The organism is Pedobacter yulinensis (assembly GCF_003029735.1).
Taxonomy (GTDB): Bacteria; Bacteroidota; Bacteroidia; order Sphingobacteriales; family Sphingobacteriaceae; genus Pedobacter; species Pedobacter yulinensis.
In genome coordinates, this window is record NZ_KZ686268.1 from 140,104 (window position 1) to 156,173 (window position 16,070).

13 protein-coding genes are annotated in these 16,070 nt (G+C 51.8%); 1 reads left to right on the forward strand and 12 read right to left on the reverse strand.

What is annotated here, in order from left to right; translation table 11 throughout:
* Nucleotides 1-29: 29 nt before the first annotated feature.
* The 6 genes from C7T94_RS00585 to C7T94_RS00610 form a co-directional block, all read right to left on the reverse strand.
* On the reverse strand, nucleotides 30-1,310 hold the full coding sequence (locus tag C7T94_RS00585; RefSeq protein WP_107212655.1) for an MFS transporter: 1,281 nt from the start codon (nucleotides 1,308-1,310) through the stop codon (nucleotides 30-32).
* Nucleotides 1,311-1,413: 103 nt separating this feature from the next.
* A complete protein-coding gene (locus tag C7T94_RS00590; RefSeq protein WP_107212657.1) occupies nucleotides 1,414-2,388 on the reverse strand; it encodes an endonuclease/exonuclease/phosphatase family protein in 975 nt (324 codons plus the stop codon).
* A 5-nt stretch (nucleotides 2,389-2,393) separates the two neighbouring features.
* The gene (locus tag C7T94_RS00595; RefSeq protein ID WP_107212659.1) at nucleotides 2,394-3,788 is read right to left on the reverse strand and encodes an FAD-dependent oxidoreductase; all 1,395 of its coding nucleotides are present in this window, start codon (nucleotides 3,786-3,788) and stop codon (nucleotides 2,394-2,396) included.
* Between the two features lie 11 nt (nucleotides 3,789-3,799).
* Nucleotides 3,800-5,050 carry an MFS transporter gene (locus C7T94_RS00600; protein ID WP_107212661.1) on the reverse strand — a complete coding sequence of 417 codons (1,251 nt, stop codon included), beginning with the start codon at nucleotides 5,048-5,050 and terminating at the stop codon, nucleotides 3,800-3,802.
* Between the two features lie 118 nt (nucleotides 5,051-5,168).
* Nucleotides 5,169-6,266 (reverse strand): SGNH/GDSL hydrolase family protein, encoded by a 1,098-nt coding sequence (locus C7T94_RS00605; protein WP_204353186.1) that lies wholly within the window; start codon nucleotides 6,264-6,266, stop codon nucleotides 5,169-5,171.
* Between the two features lie 27 nt (nucleotides 6,267-6,293).
* Nucleotides 6,294-7,508, reverse strand: coding sequence for a purple acid phosphatase family protein (locus C7T94_RS00610; RefSeq protein ID WP_107212665.1), 1,215 nt, complete (start codon nucleotides 7,506-7,508; stop codon nucleotides 6,294-6,296).
* Between the two features lie 230 nt (nucleotides 7,509-7,738).
* Between C7T94_RS00610 and C7T94_RS00615 the strand changes: the two genes are divergently transcribed.
* Nucleotides 7,739-8,500, forward strand: a complete 762-nt coding sequence (locus C7T94_RS00615) for a DeoR/GlpR family DNA-binding transcription regulator (protein WP_107212667.1) — start codon at nucleotides 7,739-7,741, stop codon at nucleotides 8,498-8,500.
* A 7-nt stretch (nucleotides 8,501-8,507) separates the two neighbouring features.
* On the opposite strand, the gene C7T94_RS00620 is transcribed toward C7T94_RS00615, so the two are convergent.
* From C7T94_RS00620 to C7T94_RS00645, 6 genes are all read right to left on the reverse strand, one after another.
* A complete protein-coding gene (locus C7T94_RS00620) occupies nucleotides 8,508-11,033 on the reverse strand; it encodes a phosphocholine-specific phospholipase C (RefSeq protein ID WP_107212668.1) in 2,526 nt (841 codons plus the stop codon).
* Between the two features lie 162 nt (nucleotides 11,034-11,195).
* Complete coding sequence (locus C7T94_RS00625; protein WP_107214599.1) at nucleotides 11,196-12,614, reverse strand: lytic transglycosylase domain-containing protein; 1,419 nt, start codon at nucleotides 12,612-12,614, stop codon at nucleotides 11,196-11,198.
* A gap of 48 nt (nucleotides 12,615-12,662) precedes the next feature.
* On the reverse strand, nucleotides 12,663-14,093 hold the full coding sequence (gene gatA, locus C7T94_RS00630) for an Asp-tRNA(Asn)/Glu-tRNA(Gln) amidotransferase subunit GatA (protein WP_107212670.1): 1,431 nt from the start codon (nucleotides 14,091-14,093) through the stop codon (nucleotides 12,663-12,665).
* Between the two features lie 24 nt (nucleotides 14,094-14,117).
* A complete protein-coding gene (locus tag C7T94_RS00635) occupies nucleotides 14,118-14,330 on the reverse strand; it encodes a Sec-independent protein translocase subunit TatA/TatB (protein WP_107212672.1) in 213 nt (70 codons plus the stop codon).
* A 28-nt stretch (nucleotides 14,331-14,358) separates the two neighbouring features.
* Nucleotides 14,359-14,772 carry a Sec-independent protein translocase subunit TatA/TatB gene (locus C7T94_RS00640; RefSeq protein WP_239494892.1) on the reverse strand — a complete coding sequence of 138 codons (414 nt, stop codon included), beginning with the start codon at nucleotides 14,770-14,772 and terminating at the stop codon, nucleotides 14,359-14,361.
* 25 nt (nucleotides 14,773-14,797) lie between these two features.
* The gene (locus tag C7T94_RS00645) at nucleotides 14,798-16,057 is read right to left on the reverse strand and encodes a murein hydrolase activator EnvC family protein (protein ID WP_107212677.1); all 1,260 of its coding nucleotides are present in this window, start codon (nucleotides 16,055-16,057) and stop codon (nucleotides 14,798-14,800) included.
* Nucleotides 16,058-16,070: the final 13 nt, after the last annotated feature.

Below are 16,070 nucleotides of genomic sequence, written 5' to 3' on the forward strand. Positions count from 1 at the left end.
GTATCGTATATATGCTATTCTTAATTATCTTACTGATGTCGGCTGGCCAGCGGCGGTGTTTCGGTCGAGAAGGCCGTCCGGGCCCCATCCGGCAAATGAATAAAGCGGGTCAACAGGGCGCTCAGAAAGTACAGGCCGGCAAGGATCCAGACAACGCCCTCATTGCCAACAGAACCGATAAACAAACCCACAATCGCCGGCCCGGCAAATACGGCCAGGCCTGCGCCCAGGTTCAAAATGGCCATGGCGGCACCCTTGTCTTTTTTAACGAGCGATGGGACCAGCGCAGAAAGCGGCACATAACCTGCCAGCAGGGCTCCCCACAGGATGCCGCAAAACATCACCGCCCAGAAACTGACGCCAAAAACCTCTGGTGCGTAATAAAAAAGCAGCGTGGTCAGGCCGCATCCTACACCGCCAAACCACATGACCGTGTTGCGCCACCCCAGGCGATCGCCCACAAAACCAAAGATGAGGTTGAAGGCAATGTTCGCTGTGAAAATAGTGCCCCAAATCTGCAGCCACTCGGTCGTCGAAAAGCCGTGTGCGGCCATATAAGTGGGCAGAAAAACCGGGAAGGCAAATTGCGCTGTGGTGTTGATGATCCGTACAATACCGCCAAGCAGCACTTTCGGTTCCTCACGGATGATGGTCAGCCCTTTTGCCAGCTCTTCTGCCTTGCTGCCGCCTGTAACGGGAACAAATTTATCCTTGTTAAGCACCAGTGCGAAAAATGCGCCGACTGCTACCCAGAAAATTGAGCTCCATAGGGTGTTCAGGTAGCCGAGGTTTTGTATGGCCCAGCTGGAGTAATAAGCGCCGAATACGTTCAGTCCGCCTGTAAAAACAAACCAGAACCAGCCCACGGCTGTACCCAGTTTTCGCTGCGGACTCCGGTACGTGATCCAAACCAGGAATGAATAAGCAAATAGCGGATAACCGAACCCGCGTATGGCATATGTGATCAGCATCATGCCGAAATTCAAGTCGGGCATACCGTAGGCCACAAAACCAACTGTGCCGAGAACATACAGGATCAGGCCCATCAGCATGGTTTTCTTAGGGCCGAAACCTTCGGCCAGAACGCCCGAGAACCAGGATGATATGGCAATCGTAATTCCATAAACAGTGAACAGTGAAGCGCTTTGCTGTATCGTCATGCCACGCTCGATCAGGTACGGACTCAGCCAGCCCTGCTCAACCCCGTCGCCCATCATAAAGATGAGGATACCCAGATAGCCCCAGGCAAGATTTTTAGGTATGCCGATCCGGTCTAATGCCGAGTGCCCGGCAACTTGTGTTGCTTCCATTTTGGTTCGTTTGTATTCGGTTTAGGTTTGGTTTGTATAAGCAATTATAACAAAATAAAATATAATTAAAGCAAAAACGGTTTAGATGACTTCAAATATTCATTTATTTGCCTTTTGGAGTTTCATAGGCATCCAGCCGCAGATCTGCAGACACAAAAAAATGGTCGCTGGGATAGTGACCGTTCAGCTGCTCATCAATAATTGCCGAACTCAAGGGCACGACAGGCCCGCGGAAAAATATAAAATCGATTTTTCCTGGTGTTTTACCGGGTTCAAGCGTTTCGGGATACGCCTTTCCCCTGAAGCCATGAACAGTAAAGGCTTTTGATGCGGGATGAAGCTGTTTATGCGTATCAAGCCAGCCAGACTTTTCGAGCAAGCTGTAAACAGCATTGCTGCTGCGCGCATTGAAGTCGCCGGTTAGCACTTGCGGGTAATCGGCCTGGTATTCGCCGCACTCAGCGAGCAGCAAGGCGATTTGTTTTTCGCGGGCCGGCTGCGATTTGTGATCCAGGTGCGTATTCACGAGGCGAAAGTCCCGGCCGGTTGACTTGTCGCGCAGCCGGACCCAGTTTACGTGCCTGGCACGGGCTGTTCCCCACGAGCTGCTGCCGGCAACAAGCGGCGTTTCAGACAGCCAATAGGTACCCGCAGCAAGGAGTTCATACCTGGATTTGCGGTACATAACCGGGTTTTTGGCAATGCCGAAGTAGGGTTCGCCGGCATGGGCATCCATTTCCGGACCGTCGAAACCAATCAGCGCATATTCTTTAAAATAGTGCCTGATGTCATCTGCCTGAACCTTTAAAACCTCCTGGAAACCCACCAGGTCGGGCTGCTGCCGCGCAATAATTTTCAGGCAGGCGTCTTTGCGGTGATTCCAGCCCAGCCCCTGTGCATCGTCTTCGGCCAGTGCCACGCGGATATTGCAGGTCATGGTGCGGTGTGCCCGCCTCACGGCTCCTCCCGGGAAGGCAGCTGCCCCGAAAGGCAGTTGCGCGAGCGGCAGGGCGGCGGCCAGGGCGCTAATTCCGCCGATAAAATTTCTCCGTGTCAGATGGTGCTCTTGTATTTTCATATGCTTTAGCTTAAAACCCCTGCAGCAGGCTCACGGAGATAGGCACCATGCGCGCGCAGTTCGGCCTGGAGTTCAGAAACATTAATGGCCGAAGGTGTTACGCCTTTTTTCAGGGCCAGCCGTGCCGCGCGGCCGGCCGCTTCACCCATGGCCATGCAGGGCGCCATTACCCGGATGGCCGACATGGCTTCGTGCGTGGTCGAGATACAACGGCCTGCAACCAGCAGGTTCTCTGCTGCCAATGGAACGAGCGAGCGGTACGGGATGTCATAACAGTCACCACACCACTGCAGCGTACAACCTCCCCCTACCGGGTGATGCAGGTCAAGTGGGTAACTGGCCACCGCTACAGCATCGTCGAAATGCGCACAGCCAAGCACATCATCGGCCGTCATCACGTACTTCCCTACAATGCGCCGGGTCTCCCGAATGCCGATAAAAGGCGCCATTTTGCTGAAGTAGGCGCTCTCAAAACCCGGAACGTACTTGATCAGGTATTTCTGGATGTCGTTGATCTGCCGCCTTCCTTCCATTTCCCCGAATGAAAGACTCTCGGGATTGGTCCCGTCAACACCGTTTACCCGAGTCATGTTTACCCAGACCTCCCCTTCCCGAAGCCCAGTAATCACGATGGTGCGTTCGGTTGGCAGTTCAAGTCCATCCTGCTGTGCTTTCTGGATGAGCGAACGCAACCCGACTACAATAAACTGGTTATTCTGCCCGAAGTATTCGTTCGGAATAAAATCTGTGAGGTAAGTGCGCGGTTCTTCTGCAATGCTAAGGCGCAGTTTTTCAGTATCAACCCCACCCAGGCAAAACATGAGGGTGGGCGGTTGCACCCCGCCGTGTTCATTTCCCTGCTCGGTTGGTACGCCTGCGCGGTAGGCCACGTCGGCATCGCCTGTACAATCTATCACGGTTCGAGCCAGGATCACCTCACGTCCTGATTTACTTTCTATGATCACGCCTTTGACCGTATTGCCTTCTTTGACCACGCCTGCAAAAAAGACATACAGCAGAACCTGTACACCGTATTCGTTCAGCATTTCCAATCCGACCGTTTTCACAGCTTCCGGCTCCACAAGTGTAAGACTCATGTGAAGCGGGCATGGCCGGTGTTCGCTGGCACCCTTCCTGGCGGCCAGGCGATCTATAAATTGCTGCGGCAGGCCTTTGATGATCTGATTTCCTTTCTGCCCAAGGAAACCAAGAACCGGCAAACCGATGGTCATGTTGCCGCCTACAAAACTGCGGCTGTCGATCAGCGTTACACGCATTCCTTCGCCGGCTGCCGCCATGGCGGCCATCAGCCCTGAAGGGCCACCTCCAACAACGAGAACATCGGTTTCAAACCGGACCGGCAGTTCCTTTTCCGGTTCCTTTACAAAAATCTTTTTCATATAAATACTTGCTAAAATGCCTGGACAGCTGTTGGCGGTTTCTCTTTCCGGACCATGGTCCAAAGCACCACCGCTGCCAGTGGATGCAGAAATGCCATGACGAGAAAAAGTTTTCCCGCCCCAATCGAGCCAATATACTGACCTACGAAATAATTAAACAATACGGCGCCGACCGCCCCGAAACCACCGGCAATGCCCAATACGCCTGCAGAATTTCTTACCGGGAAAGCTTCGGCAATGACCACGCTCACGGTAAATAACCAGCTCAGGCATACGGCAGCGACCACGCTGAAAACCAGTAATGTCATAGCGGCTCCCGGCAAAAAGGGCGTGAGCGCACAAAGCGGCGCCAGGGTTGCTGCAACCGTTAACATGATCTTACGCGCTTTCAACGGTTCCCTGCCCCGCCGAACAAGCCAGTCAGACCACATAGACATGCCAATACCGCCCAGGTCCGCTGCCAGAAACGGGATCCAGCCTACCATACCAACCTGTGCCAGCGAGAGGCCTGAAGACTCCTGCAAATAACCGGGTAGCCAGAAAAGGCAGAAATACCATACCGGGTCACTGATAAAACGGATCAGGAGTACACCGTACAGACTGCGGGTGGTCCACAACCTGCGCCAGGTAAATGCTTCTGTTTCGGCCGCCACTACCGAGCCTGCAGACTCCTTCAATATGTTTCCGGGCGGATCGCGGTATACAAACCACCACAGCACGGCAATAGCCACCCCAATCAGTCCGGAAACGATAAAGACGGTATGCCAGTCGTATTCTATGGCCAGCCAGGCGATGAATGGCGGTGCGATGATGGCCCCAATTGAACTGCCGGCTGCACACAGGCTGTTGGCCGTGGCACGGATCTTTCCCGGGAACCACATGGTTACCACACGGATCTGTGCAGGAAAATTAGATGGCTCGGCCAGCCCGAGCAGGCCCCTGAAAAAAGTAAACTGGGCAAAGTTTCGCGCAATTCCGCCGCCTATACAAGCCAGAGACCAGGTCAGCACGCCCCAAAGCATCACCAGCCGGGGCCCGAAACGGTCTACCAGCCAGCCCGTAACCGGGTACATCAATGCATAACAAACGGTGAAGATATTGACAACAACGGCATACCCATCGTCGCCCAGCTTGAATTCTTTTTTTAATACCGGTTTGAGGATCGATACGATCTGCCTGTCGACATAATTAAAAACAATAGCCAGGAAAATCACACCGATAATTAACCAGCGCCTGCGCTCAGGAAGTAAAAATGCCGACATACCGGTTTATTTTGTTTGCTGCAAGCAACAGCTACTTGGTTAGACAACTGGGATCAAATAAACAAATTTTAATGTTTTAAAACAAAATAAAAGAAACTAAAATGATTTGAAAGATCAATTATTTGAAGGCAGGATACTTTTTTAAGATTGCGAGAATCTGTGGTCTTAAGATTTCGAGCATCCGGTGAAAGCCAAGGTCGTTCGGGTGTGTACCATCTACGGTACCCTCGTGGTCACTACCCAGCATGCCGTCTGCCTTGATCAGGTAGAGGTCTTTCATTCCTGCTTTAAGCAGCGCATTGACCTGGGTTGTAATGGCCTGGTTTTGCGCGGCAATCTTTGCCCCTATTTCGCTGTCGAAATACCCTTTCTCGCGGATAATGCTTTGCACCACGATAATCGGTTTTCCGGGCTGCCGCTCGCGCAAGGTACGGATCAGGTAGGCCGCCCGGTCGGTGATCTGCTCTGGCGAAGGATTGGGCACGCAGTCGAGCACATAAGCGTCTGCCTGAATCCCGGCAACGAGGTCGGCCGCGGCTTTTTCCATTTTAGCATTCCCGCTAAGCCCCATATTGTAAAAATTGATGCCCGTCATGCGGCTGAGCCTTGCCGGGTAGGCCATTCCCGGCCGGCTTGCAGATGCCCCCTGCACAATGCTCGATCCATAGATCAGCACCCGCTTGCGAAACTGGTCTTTTAAGGGCTCAAGTTTTGACCCGGGCAACACGCCCACCTCGAGCGAGAGGGCCTCGTCATACAGCGGCAAATACAATAAACATTCCTTTTCCTGGTTACCCAGGTTCCTGGCCAGGATTGCTTCGCTGCAATCGCCAGAAGGGCCAACCGCCCCGGCGTATTGCCACAGACCTTTGTTTTTGATATACAGATCAAGACCCTTATACGCAATGGCCGTCATATTGGCGCCTACTTTCCTTTTGGTAACGCACCATTTGGCAGCCACCAGGCTGCTGTTGGTTTTGAAAGTGACCGCAATACCGGCAGAATTGGTAAGCAGGTTTTTTACCGCCGGTGGCAAAAGGGGATAACTGGCCGTATCAACACGTTGAAAAGGTTTTTTAGTGGGCATAAACCTGCCCTCGACATACAGCGACGCAGCCGGCGTATATTGAATGGCCTGGATTTGCATGTCCTGCGAGCGGGCCGGCAGTTGGAAAAGCAGCACAAAAAGTGCAGCGAAAATAGATCTGAACATCATTTAAAATTAATAAGAGAAGTAAACAGTTTACCGGTTAATGGCATAATTCCCCACAACCTGCCCGTCATCACGAATCATTTGTACTGCGAGCTTACGCCCGGCGGCGTTAAAGCGAATCAGGGTCCGCCTGCCGTCTTGAGGGCCGCCCCCGATCACGATCGGAAAATTATGTCCCTCCTGCGGCTCATGGATCCCATAGCGGTGTGTATGTCCTGAGATGAGCATGTCAATTTTGTATTTATTGAACAGCGGACCAAACAGTTGCCGGCAATGCATGGTGCCGTGCCAGTCGCCCGAGTGGTAGTGCGGAATGTGCATCAGTACAACCCTGAACCGTGCCTGCCGGTACGCCTTGCTTTGCATGTGCTGTTCCAGCCAGGCGGCCTGTTCGGCGCGGTAGCGGTCGTAATCGGCCAGACCGGCATATACGGGTGCAGTGTCTTCCTTATCCTCACCGGTATCCAGACAGACGAAATGAACAGGGCCACGGTCAAACGCAAAGTAATTGCCGCCGTCTATGTTTTCAAAATACCGGCCCAGGTTGGGCGAAAAGCGCCCCCTTGTTTCATGGTTGCCACGAATGAAAAGAAAGGGCTTGCTGCTTGCAAAACTGTCTGTACAGGGCGCAATGAGGTGGTCTATGAGTTGCCGCTCATCGATCTGGTGGTTAAACATGTCTCCGTTCAGGAACACGAAGTCATACCTCTCATCCTTGTTCAGGGCAAGCAACTGCCCGAATGAAGCCGGTCTGTCATGAATATCGTTCAGGATCAGAAATGAAACTGCTTCTTTGTCGGCAGCAGGCGTGCTGAACGTGAAGGGCCCGGCCTGAACGGTCTGACCGAAAGTGATTTTGTAGGGCTGAAAATCAGTAATTTCTTTCGAAAATACCGTATAGGTGTACGTTGTGCCTGGCTTTAAGTTATTCAGCCTGATGCGCTGAATGCGGTCGCTCACAGAGAACATGCCGTTTTGACTGTGTGCGGCCCGGCGTTTCGGTCCGCCCGCTTCCTGGAACTCGACCCAACTTTGCGTTTGCCGGCTGGTCAGCCACATGACGGTCATACCGTCGGGCGCGGGTGCCTGCAGGTACGGTTTGGTCAGTAACAGCGGGCCGGTTTCGTCGGCGGCTGCAGCCGTGCTGGCTGCCGCAGGCAGCGGCGAAAAGCCCAAACCCAGCGCGCCGCCAGTCACGGCAGCCAGCTGAATAAAATTTCTTCGGTTTACATGTTTAGTTTTCATACTCAGGTATCAAGTGATAGTATGTTAGTTTAAAATCGTTGCCCGGGACATGCCATCGTTGTTTATGGCAGTTCAGTACATGACCCGGACCGTATCTGAGGCTGCTGGTTCTGAGCCGGGTACCCCGGTTAGCGGAACGGCTTGCTGCCTGCAGGTTAAGATAAACTGTGCTGCTTGTTTTTTAAATCTTTGTATTAGCTTTGTTGCGATTAACCAATTCCCTGCATCATATGAACATAACAGACAGGCATAGAATGATCTTGCAGATTCTTCAGGAAAACGGCCGCGTAGACATCAATGAACTCAGCGCGCAACTGAAAGTATCAGGTGTAACCATCAGGAAAGACCTTAAACTGCTCGAAGACAAAAACCTGTTGTTCCGGACACGTGGAGGCGGATCAAATACCAATCCCTACGCCAGCGAGCGCACCATCAATGAAAAGGAGTTCATCAACGCTGAAGACAAAAAGAAAATTGCTTCGGCTGCCGCCGGCCTGATCGGCTCGAACGACTCCATCATCATAGGTTCGGGAACAACCATGTTCGAACTGGCCCGCTGCCTGCATCCCTCCCACCAGCTCACCGTCATTACGCCTGCCCTTCGTGTTGGTCTGGAACTGAGCACCCGCCCAAATGTTGAAGTGCTGCAACTTGGCGGCCTGATCAGACCCAACTCTTCATCGGTTGCCGGCATCCACGCTGAACGTGTTCTGGCCGAAATTTCCTCGCGTTTCGTATTTCTCGGCGTTGACGGTATCGATCCTGAGTTCGGGTTCTCCATTACCAACCTGGCAGAAGCTGCGCTCAACCAGAAAATGATTGAGACAGCCCAGTCGGTGGTCATCCTGGCCGACAGTTCTAAATTTAACAAACGCGGCCTGGGCCGCATTTGCACCTTTGACCAGGTTGAATATGTCATTACCGACAACAAAGCTCCCAATAAAACCATCCAGTTCCTGGAAGAAAAAGGCATCAAGGTCATTATAGCCTGAAACCGGCTTAACCAGTTACCTTGCCCATGTAAGGGTCTGAGAAACTCTCTTTTCCCGTTTCCACCCGGCCGGCATACCGCCTGGACCATGATGACGCACCTGCGGCCGAAACCACAAAGTCGTACCAACCGTGGCTTGAAGCCAATGGTAGAATCAGCTGCGCAGTTTTTTTCGCTCCTGCCTCAAGCGTAAAGTCTTTTTTCAGGTAAATCTGGTCCTTTATCCCAAGCACAATTGCACGGCTGCCTTTATTAACAGCCCTGACAATTACGTTGCCGCTTAGCTTTCCTGTTTTTTTATCGGCCTCATATTCACAGGTCAGCTCGATTTCGGGGTCTCCCTCATCGCCTTGGAATTCGCGGTAAAAGCCATTGGGTGCATTGACCCGCAGGTGATACCCATTTTCAAAGCCCGCAAGCGGCCACTCATACCTGATGCTGTCGCCGGCTTTGACGGCAAAAGACCAGTTTCTGAAGGTTTCTGCAGCCCCATCCTGCGTAAATCTGACCGGCGCATACACACTGAAGGGTGCACCCGAAGCCTGTTTTCCGAACACTTCATTTCCCGCTTCGAAGGTGACAACGACCGACCCTCCCGACTTTCTGGCCTCTGCATACAGCTGGTAAGGCAGCGCGGCCGAAGGGCGTACACCTTTTTCCTGCACGGCGATAAACGGCGAGGCCACCGGGTCTGCAGTGATCTTTGCCATCTCTTCTGTACTGAGGGCCTTGAACCCGCCGGGCTCTTTCTTGAATTTCGCGCTATGGATCCGCTCGACATAGGCATCGCGGTTAAGGGCAGCTACTTTCTTCTGCTGCTTGCTGAAAGGCACGAATGCCGAAGTCAGGTCGCCTGCAATGGTGCGCCGCCACTGGCTGATGTTGTCGACGTGAATGTTCTTGCCAAATTTCCTGTTCACAAAAGTTTCCAGGAACTGAAGGGACGACGTATGATCAAACAGCTGCGAACACACACGTCCGCCGCGGCTCCATGGTGACGCAATGAGCATGGGCACCCGAAAACCAAGTCCGATCGGTGCCTCCCGGGCCTGTTTCTGAGGCACGCCCTGCTTGAGTTCGTGCTCAAGCCTGACATGCTCGATTTCGGTATCGATGCCTGCAGACACTTTACCCGTGCCGGGCTTGTTTTCGTCAGGAATTGAATAAGGCGGAACGTGGTCATAATAACCGTCGTTTTCGTCGTAAGTAACGATAAAAATCGTTTTTTTCCAGACCTCGGGGTTTTTCGTCAAAATATCAAGAATCTCCGATACCCACCAGGCACCATACCAGGGTGCGCTGGGGTGATCAGAAAAATTCTGCGGACCGGCCAGCCAGGATACCGTTGGCAGTTTGCCGGCGTTCACGTCTTTCCTGAACTGGTAAAGCAAATCGCCTTCCGGTACCGTGACTTCGCGCTCCTCTGCGCCCTCTTTATAGGTCATTTTGCTGACCCTGCGGTAGGCCGCGTCAGCTTTATTGGTTACAAATGCCCGTTGGAAAAGCTGTTTTTCGCGGTCAGAAAGTTTTGCATAACGTTCCTGGCCCCAACGCCCAAGTTCTTCCCTGGCTTTATCGAGCACTTCCTGTTTCTTTTTCAGGTCTGCCTGGATTTTGCGCGCCGCTTCTTCACTCGAGGGGCTGCGTTCTTCCAGGTCGGCGATCTCGCCCGGCAGGGTTTCCATTTGTTTCCTGAGGCTTTCCAGGTATTTCGGCGCAAACTTAACGTTATAGGCGGCAAAAAATTCGAGCAGGTTGCAACCAAAATTTGCCAGCCAGGAGCGTTCCTCGCCGACAAATCCGCCGCCGCAGCTGATCTCGTTCTGGTAAAAATTCCAGGAAATTCCATTGTCTTCCAGCAGTTCGGGAAAGGTTTTCCAGCCCAGTTTCGCATAACTGTAATTGTCATTCCTGATGTGCGCTTTTGGCAATCCGGCTTCGGGGTGGGTAATGTTGCCGGTCCAGAAGAATGAACGGTTGGGCGTCGTGCTGGTCATTGCCGAACAAAAGTTCTGGTCACAAACCGTAAAGGCATCGGCCATGGCATAATTGAAAGGGATATCCTCACGGTTGTAATACCCCAGCGTAAGCGGCATTTCTGCGTATTTTTTGTTGCCCGGAACCTTGGCCGGTAACCACTTATCATGCTTGCCCCCGTTGTAGGCATCGACCTGGCTGGCCCGGGAGTGGGGAAGATCGCCCATCCAGGTGGCTTTTGTATCCTTAATGTTTAGCCTGAATGGGGCATAGGTATGGCCCAGGGCATTGGTTTGCAGCCAGACCGGTTTATGGTCTGGTAAAGTAATGGCTCTCGGGTCGTTAAATCCTCGAACGCCCTGCAGTGTACCAAAGCAGTGATCGAAAGACCGGTTCTCCTGCATCAGGATCACAACATGTTCGGCATCCAGGTAAGTACTGCCCGGCGCAGGATCAATAGCCAGCGCCCGCTGTATGGAGCCGGGCACAACGCTGCCTAAACCGGCGGCGCCCGAAAGAAGAATGGATTTTTTAATGAATGCTCTGCGGCTGTCCATGGGGTTTCATTTTGAAACAAGTTTAGGACTTTTACCGGCAAAGAAACAGAGCAAGGTTTGTTATTATTTCGATTACCACCTATATTGTTACAATATCTTAATAATATCGCAACAGAAGGTTTCAAATCATTTAATTTTGAAAAACGTGGTAGGGCCTGCGCATTATCCTTTTTGAATCTTTAGGACCATACCTGGCTGGAGCGCACTTTTTTTCAGGCCGTTCATCTTCTTGATCTCGTAAACTGTGATTCCCTCAAATTTTTCTGCAATTCCTGAAAGCGTATCACCGAGTTTCACTTTATAGGTTACAAAACGGGAAACCGGCTGCAGCTGTTTCTCTTCCTTTTTCAAAGGATAGACTTTAAGGATTTGCGCAGGTACGATCGTGTTGCTGACCAGGTTGTTCCAGACCTTCAGGTCCTGTACCTCCACACCGTATTGTTCGGCAATCGTGCCCAGACTTTGCCCGGCTTTAACCTTATGGTACCGGAGTGTCGCTGCCGGCCTCGTCAGGTTAGCCGTTCTGATCACTGCTTCGTGTTTTGCCAGCTGCAACGCAGGTTCAGGCAAAACACCCTCGGCATTCAGCACATCATACACCCGGGCATAATTGTATTGAGCCAGTTTGGGCAGTACAATACGCCGTGGATTTTTAGGCGAACCGTTCACTACCTTTTTACGGTACGAAGGGTTCAGCGCCCAAAGCGCATTTTCATCGAAATCCATTGCACGTGCCAGGGCCGGCAGGGAGACCATTTTACTGACCAGCATTGTATCTGTCTGATAATGCATCGGGTTTTTATGTGCATTGATCTGGTGTTTCCCCGCATAGTTCATAACGTAAACCGCGGCAATAAAGGCAGGAACGTAATTGCGGGTTTCATTTGGCAGAAAGGGCCTGATGTCCCAGAAATCCCGCGATCCGGCCCGCCGAATGGCACGGTCCACATTGCCCTTGCCACAATTGTATGCAGCAATAGCCAGGAGCCAGTCACCCAGTTCCTCATAAGAGTCCCTGAAATAGGCAGCGGCGGCATAACTTGCGCTGATGGGATCCTTGCGTTCGTCTATATATGCGTCGATTCCGAGTCCGTATGCCTTGGCAGTAGCAAACATAAACTGCCACAGACCGGTAGCGCCAACGCGCGATACGGCATGCGGGTTCATTGACGATTCAATAATTGGCAGATATTTCAGTTCTGCCGGCATGTTCATGTCTTTCAATGCCCGTTCAAAGATCGGGAAATAGTATTCTGAGAGGCCCATCATGCGCCCCATCATGTCTTTGCGCTGGCTGTAAATGTCGATATACTTCTGAACGTACTCGTTGTAGGGAAGCGGAATGAGTTTCTGAATGGAATCGAGCCGCAGTTTATAGATGTAATTTGACCCGTAAGCAAAGGGCGTCTCTGCAACCTGCGGCACAGCCGTCGTGTCTGATCCGGGCTGCAGGAAGTTTGCCGTACCGATCGGTTTAACTGAATCTCTTTTAAAAAACTGCTGCGCCTGCAAAGACGAGATGCCACAACCGACGATAAGCAGGAATATCGGGAAGATGCATAGAAGTAATTTTTTTTGCATGAGCAAGATGTTTGGATGCAGCTGGTGCCACGATGTCAAAAAAATTAGTTACTGTTCTGTGAGCTCCAGGAAATGCCTGGAGAAAGATAAGAGCCCTTCTTCATCAAAGTGTTTGGCCAGAAACTGAACACTTAACGGCAGCTCTTCAGAATTATTGCCCAGGGGCAAAGCAATGGCCGGGTTACCTGCTAGTGGCGCCAGTACGGTGAAAATATCTTCCATGTACATGACAAGCGGATCCTTGATGTTTTCGCCGATCTTAAAAGCCGGTGTCGGGCTAACCGGGCTCAGGATAAAGTCGTAGGCAGAAAGGATTTTATCTACCTGTTTCCTGATCATCTGACGTACCTGCTGGGCTTTTTGGTAATAAGCGTCATAATACCCGGCGCTCAGCACGAAGGTGCCCAGCATGATGCGTTTTTTTACTTCCTCGCCGAAGCCTTCGGCACGCGAGCGTTTGTACAGCTCGTTGAGGCCTGCAGCTTCTTTATTCCTGTAGCCGTAATGCACCCCGTCATAACGCGACAGGTTGGATGACGCTTCGGCCGATGTGAGGATATAATAAGCCGGGACAAGGTAGTCGAGCAGGTCAAAAGACACGAGGTCAACCTGATGACCGGCTGCTTTCAGTGTGTCAACTGACCGCATGATCGCACTACGGATCTCCGGGTCGAGCGCTTCGCTCTCTATCGTTTCGCGAAGTACGGCAATGCGCCGTTTTTGACCGGTAGTGGGTTTTGGAAGATAGGAGCCAACGGGTACTTGCGAAACCGTACTGTCATAGTCGTCTGCGCCAGCAAGTACTTCGAGCAGCAAGGCGGCGTCATCGACACAGGATGTAATGGTCCCAACCTGGTCAAAAGATGAAGCATATGCAATGACACCGTAGCGAGAAATGCGGCCATAAGTTGGCTTCAGGCCAATTTTACCGCAGAAAGCCGCCGGTTGCCTGACCGAGCCACCGGTGTCTGTTCCCAGCGCCGCCAGGCAGAGGCCGGCCTGAACCGCAACAGCCGAGCCGCCTGAAGAACCGCCTGACACGCGGGTGTGATCGGCCGCATTTTTGACTGGCCCATAAAAGGACGTTTCGTTCGAGCCACCCATGGCAAACTCGTCGCAGTTTAGCCGGCCTATAATGACGGCATCTTCGGCCAGCAGTCTTTCAACTACTGTCGATGAATAAGGCGACACAAAGTCTTCGAGCATTTTTGAAGACGCAGTAACCTTATGCCCCTTGTAACAGATGTTATCTTTAATGCCGATGACCATGCCGGCCAGTCTGCCGGCCCGGCCCGAAATCATTCTGGCTTGAACCGCGGCCGCCTGCTCACGTGCAGACGAAAAAAACACCTCGTTGAATGCATTGAGGTGTTCGTATTCCGTGATGCGGATAAAATAGTGTTCGAGCAGATCGGGCAGGGTGATTGCTCCTTGCGCAATAAGTCCCTGAATCTCCGACAGAGAAGTGTATTTTTCCAATCCGATAAGTTTGGTCAGTGAATTCTAGACAGTAGTCTTGCTTTCCTTACCGGCCTCGGCAGGCTCTTTATCCATGCCGTCTTTACCGTCTTTGAATTCCTTAACCCCTTTACCTAAACCCTTCATCAATTCAGGAATTTTTTTACCGCCGAAAAGCAATAAAAGGACAAGGGCGATTACGATCAGCTCTCCTCCGCCCATTCCGAAAACGCCTGCTGCCAATGTTGAATGTAACATACTATTTTGATTTAAATTCTTTGTTCAATTAAGCTTTATTTTCCTGTGGTTCCTTTGAATCGGCTGCCGCAGCGCTCCTGTCTGCCAGGGGATCTACGTTCGCCGGGTCTGCAGGATAGTCTGAGTGAACGGGATAATCCGAACTTACGTGCTCTTCAGACCCTTCTTCAGGATGCAACCGGCGACTGTGTGCAGCCGGTTCTGTTTTGTCTTCCTCATCAATATCCATTGCATTGATGTTGCGGTGGATTTCACGTTTTACACCCTCAGATGCGTCTTTAAAGTCGCGGATACCTTTACCCAGGCCTCTGGCCAGTTCCGGCAATTTTTTACCCCCGAATAACAAAAGTACGACGACAAGGATGAGCGTAATCTCGCCCCCGCCCATATTTAAAAATTCTGCTGTTGTTCCTGGATACATCACAAGTCTATCTTTATACAAATATAAGCATTTTTTAACGGGCTGGTTATCGCGCCAGCCAGGCTTCCGGATTTAAAGGCACCGTTACCCGCCTGATCTGGAACTGAAGTTCTCCCGCCCCGTCAGAGCTGCCCACCGTACCGATGGTCTGTTTTGTTTCGACCTTGTCTCCGCGCGATACGCTGACAGATGCAAGGTTGCTGTAAATGGTAAAGTATTCACCGTGTTTAATCAGCACAAAATACCGGCCCATATTGTTCACCACGTTCGAAACCTGCCCCTGGAAAACTGCCCTCACCGCTGCGCCCTCACCTGTGGTAAATGTTACCCCGTCGTTATCGATGCTGGCGCGATCTACCATGTGGCGGCCAAAACGTTCGGTGATCGTACCGACAGCCACCGGCGATGGCAGGCTGCCCCGGTTGTTCTCGAAATTAGCCGACAACCTGGCTGCCTCCGGAGTGGCTTTCAGGTATTCGCTGGTCGATTTGGTCTTTGTAGAAACCACCGGAGCAGGCTTGTTGGCCGCTTTGGCTGCTGCAGCCTCCCGGCGCTCCCGTTCTTCGGCTTCACGTTTCGCCTTTTCTATCTCCCTGGCAATCGCTGCGCGGAGTGAACGGTCAATCGCCGCTTGTTTTTTCTTTTGCTGGGCAATATCCTGCCGGTAACGCCGCTCCTGCTTGCTGTAACTGCTCAGCACTGAGCTTTGCTCGCTTTTATCCTTCCCCAGTTTTTCCCGTTCACGTTCCTGGTCTTGCAGCAGCGTGCTTTTTTGCTTCCGTGTGCGGTCCAGTTCAGCGATCTTGCTGTTCAGCTGTTTTTGTGTTCCCTGGATGTAATCTGCCTGCTTTTTGCGGTACTGACCGAACTGCTGCAGATACTTTACCCGCTTATAGGCCTGGTTAAAATCTTTCGCAGCAAAAACGAACATCATCTTGTCATAAGCGTTCCGGTTGCGCTGTGCAAAGCGGATCATGGCTGCGTAGTCTTTTTTCAGTTCGCCAAGCTGCCCCTGCAAGTTATGTACGGTATTTGTGTTCTCTGAGATTTCGTTGTCGAGATTTTTTATTTCCGAGTTGATGACGCCAATCTTTTCCTGCCGCAACCGGATTTGCGCGTTCAGGGCATTGATCTGCTGACGGGTAGCCTGCTTGTTCTGCGCCGCTTTGTTCAGGTTTCTTTGCAAAAGCTGTATTTCACGCTGAATGGCTTCTTTTTGCCTTTTCAGTTCAGCGCTGCTCTGCCCGAATGCCAGGCTTGCTGTTGCTGTAAAGAACAGAACCAAAAGAATTGTGTGTAGCTTCATTAAGCCAAAAGTA